This window comes from Pseudomonas sp. o96-267, assembly GCF_003935465.1.
Taxonomy (GTDB): domain Bacteria; phylum Pseudomonadota; class Gammaproteobacteria; order Pseudomonadales; family Pseudomonadaceae; genus Aquipseudomonas; species Aquipseudomonas sediminis.
In genome coordinates this window covers 1-3,086 of record NZ_RHQP01000077.1, presented here as the reverse complement: position 1 = coordinate 3,086, position 3,086 = coordinate 1, and the positions used below count along the sequence as shown (strand labels likewise).

Here is a 3,086-nt window from a genome sequence, read left to right as displayed (position 1 = left end):
GCTTTACGATCAGTTACGAAGACAGGCTGCCGCAGCAGTAACCCAAGCCCCGGTTACACAAAATTCTGCACACCCTCCACGCTGGCTCACCGTTCAAGGGTTCATTCTTACTTTCTGCTTCCGGTAGATCCAGCACGCCAACACCACGGCAATCAGCAATGGTAGAAAGCGCACCATCAGAATCACCAGCAGCAATATCGCCAGACAACCGGCCAAGATCCCGGCAAACATGAATGCCGAGGCAACAGTCCGTAACAGCAGTTTCATTGGCACCTCCTTACAGGTAGCCGCGCTCAGCCAACGACACACAATCCTCCTGGCCTACCACAACGTGATCGAGCGTTCTGACTCCGACCAGGTTGAGCGCGTCCTGCAGTTTCGTGGTGAGGTTTCGATCCGCCATGCTGGGTTCTGGGTCACCCGAAGGGTGGTTGTGCACCAGGATCAGGGCGGCGGCGTTGTGCTCCAGGGCGAGCTTCACGACCTCCCTGGGATACACGCTGGCTCCATCAAGAGTCCCCCTGAACAGCTCCTCGAACGCAATCACCCGGTGCCTGCTATCGAGCATGAGCAGGGCGAACACCTCGTGCTCATAGTCAGCCAGCAGCGCCTGTAGGTGACTGAACACCTCCTTAGGCGACGTCAGGGCACGTCCCTTGCGCAGACGCAGGCTGGCCAGTTGCCTGGCCATCAGCAGGATGTCGTTTTCCGTCACCGGGGACTCGACTAAGTAGGTGCCGGCCGTGTCACTGGCTTTCAGCTTGTGCAGGTGCATGGCGGCCTCCTTGGTCTTGGTCTGTGGGTGGGGTGTGACGAGTAGCCTGTGCATCGAGCTTTTCAGCCAGGCTGGGTTTGGTGGGGTTGAGTTGGGAAATTGTTGCTGCAGCAGGAGCTTCACCCTCGGGGTAGAACTCTTCCACGATGGCGCTGGCATCCTCCTCGCTGTCCTCGAAGGCTCCGTTGCCGAAGCCGCGTCGTGCAGCCTCATCCAACGCTGCTTGATTGAAGCCGGCAGCTTGCCGCCGCGAATCGAGTTCACTGGCGGTCACCAGAGCTTCAGCCATGTCCATGCCGCCGCGTACCGTCAGATCGGCGTAGAAGATCGGCGTGCCATGGCTCTGGCGAGTCGACTTACCACGTAGACGTAGTTCCAGTGGCAGGCAGGCCAGGCGGTTGCCCGAGATGGCCTGGAAGTAATGCAGGCGAGCGGCGAGGGTGCGGATGCTGTTGAAGCCGGTGGTGCGAAACACAAAGCTGCCCAGCGGATCCTCATCGCCAATCACCACATTCAGTCGGCCGTAGGGCTTGCAGGCACCGCCTTTGGCCAGCGGACAGGCATCCGGTGAAGGGCAGGGCAGCGACTGCATGCCGTCCTGGGTAACCCGCTTATAAGTCTCGCCATTGCCCACGCAGACGGGGCGTCCGGATTGCCGGTCGAACAGCGTGTAGTCGGCTCGGAAATTCAGCTCCGGCTCGTTGAACAGCAGTCGTACCGGAATGCTGCGCAGCTTGTCGTCCTTGCCCTGACGCAGCTCGTCATTGAGCGGGTGCAGCAGCCAGCCGTCCTTACCCTGCACCTGGGACGTGATGGTGAATTGGTCATCCTTCTCCGGCAGGCGCTTGCCGTTTTTCTCGATGACCTTACCGATGGAAATCCGCCCGAGTACCGGTGGAGTGATAGCCAGACCTTTGAGCATGGTGAGTCTCCTGGAAATGAAAAAAGGCCAGCCACGCAGCGCGAACTGCATGGGCTGGCCAAGGGGAGGGAAGGGATGTAGTAGTTGGGTTTCAGCCGACCAGGAAGCGCCGTGCACCCGTTTTCAGCAGTGGGTACTTGGCCTGCAGGTAGGGCTTGTCCTTAAGCAGTTGAGCTACATCGAGACCGATGCTGTCCTTGGCCTTGCGCCAGCTGACATAGCCGCTGGAGAACTCCGCCCGACTGGCATCGCCCATGGCCTGCTGCAGCACCTGCTTGAGCTCGGCCTCGCGCTTTTCCTTGTCGGCAATCGACTGACGCACGGCTTTCAGCTCGATGTAAGCCGCTGAAAGACCAGCATGCTGGCTGAAGTCGACGACCTGGCCGTTGTCCTCCGGGTAGAGGTAGCGCAGCGCAGACTCAGCTGAAGCCGTGCCATCGGCCGGCGGTGGGGTGTCGGTTTCCACGTAGTGCCAGAACTGGCGCTCCAGCTCGATCAGGCGAGCAATCATCTGCTCGTCCCGTTCGATACGGTGGATCTCCAGCGTTTGGCCACCCAGCAGTACCGCTACATCCGCCGCCTGCTTACCGGTGACGGCGAGCTGGTGCATCACCTGCAGCTGCACATACTCAGGCACGCCCTCTTTCCAGAGTCGTGCCCCATTTATGCCTGCTGTCTTGCATTCGAGGATCTGCACATCGTCCGCCGCGATCACCTCGCGGTCGATGTTAGCCAGCATCCAGGGCAGCTCCGGATTGGGATGCTGCAGCACGGCGTTGATGCGGCGTACCTTATTCTTGGTGCGCTTGCTGTAGTGCCAGGCCACGATGGGCTCCAGCACGTTGCCCCAGTACATCGGGCTTTCCTCATCCTGTGGGTCGGCCTTGGGCATGCCAGCATCACGGCCGGTCTTCTCCATCCAGAGTTCCAGCTGCGACTTGTAGGGGTTGAGTCCTACGGCTGCAGCTGCATCCGAGCTGCCAATACCTTGCTTACGGATCTGCAGCCAGTCCTCGCGTGGCAGCTCCTTAGTGCTGACCAGGCGCAGAGCTGGACGAGATTTGCTGGTGCTGCGATTCAATGAAGTGGCTTTCATAGCGTTCACCTTGCAGAAATAGAAACGCCCGACCTGCAACGAAGCGGGTCGGGCGTTATGGGGTGGAGTAGGTAAAAAGGTCAGGCGACCAGTTGCAGGGCAGTATCCAGAGCGCGTTGCTTGATCTGGGCACCTTGGCCGAACCAGGCAGAGTCGAGGCGGTATTCCGTGCTGCGTGCCCGGCGTTCGTGATCGACGTACTCGGTCACGGCATTGGAGGGTGTGCAGAATTTTGTGTAACCGGGGCTTGGGTTACTGCTGCGGCAGCCTGTCTTCGTAACTGATCGTAAAGC

Annotated in this window: 4 protein-coding genes and 1 pseudogene; all 5 read right to left on the bottom strand. The window is 59.9% G+C overall.

Going from position 1 to position 3,086, the window contains the following annotated elements; all coding sequences use genetic code 11:
- Positions 1–93: 93 nt before the first annotated feature.
- Complete coding sequence (locus EGJ86_RS25165) at positions 94–267, bottom strand: hypothetical protein (protein ID WP_177432948.1); 174 nt, start codon at positions 265–267, stop codon at positions 94–96.
- A gap of 10 nt (positions 268–277) precedes the next feature.
- On the bottom strand, positions 278–775 hold the full coding sequence (gene radC, locus EGJ86_RS24750) for a DNA repair protein RadC (RefSeq protein ID WP_034019467.1): 498 nt from the start codon (positions 773–775) through the stop codon (positions 278–280).
- Positions 747–1,697, bottom strand: a complete 951-nt coding sequence (locus EGJ86_RS24745; RefSeq protein WP_125836935.1) for a hydrolase or metal-binding protein — start codon at positions 1,695–1,697, stop codon at positions 747–749. Before EGJ86_RS24745 ends, radC begins: the two co-directional genes overlap by 29 nt.
- 91 nt (positions 1,698–1,788) lie before the next feature.
- The gene (locus EGJ86_RS24740; RefSeq protein WP_125836934.1) at positions 1,789–2,793 is read right to left on the bottom strand and encodes a YqaJ viral recombinase family protein; all 1,005 of its coding nucleotides are present in this window, start codon (positions 2,791–2,793) and stop codon (positions 1,789–1,791) included.
- Positions 2,794–2,873: 80 nt separating this feature from the next.
- Positions 2,874–3,086, bottom strand: a pseudogene (locus EGJ86_RS25240) (hypothetical protein); the annotation flags it as partial.

What these genes read in the sequence shown, in the direction of transcription:
- EGJ86_RS25165 (WP_177432948.1), bottom strand. Translation starts at nt 267, where the DNA reads ATGAAACTGCTGTTACGGACTGTTGCCTCGGCATTCATGTTTGCCGGG.
- radC (WP_034019467.1), bottom strand. Translation starts at nt 775, where the DNA reads ATGCACCTGCACAAGCTGAAAGCCAGTGACACGGCCGGCACCTACTTA.
- EGJ86_RS24745 (WP_125836935.1), bottom strand. Translation starts at nt 1,697, where the DNA reads ATGCTCAAAGGTCTGGCTATCACTCCACCGGTACTCGGGCGGATTTCC.
- EGJ86_RS24740 (WP_125836934.1), bottom strand. Translation starts at nt 2,793, where the DNA reads ATGAAAGCCACTTCATTGAATCGCAGCACCAGCAAATCTCGTCCAGCT.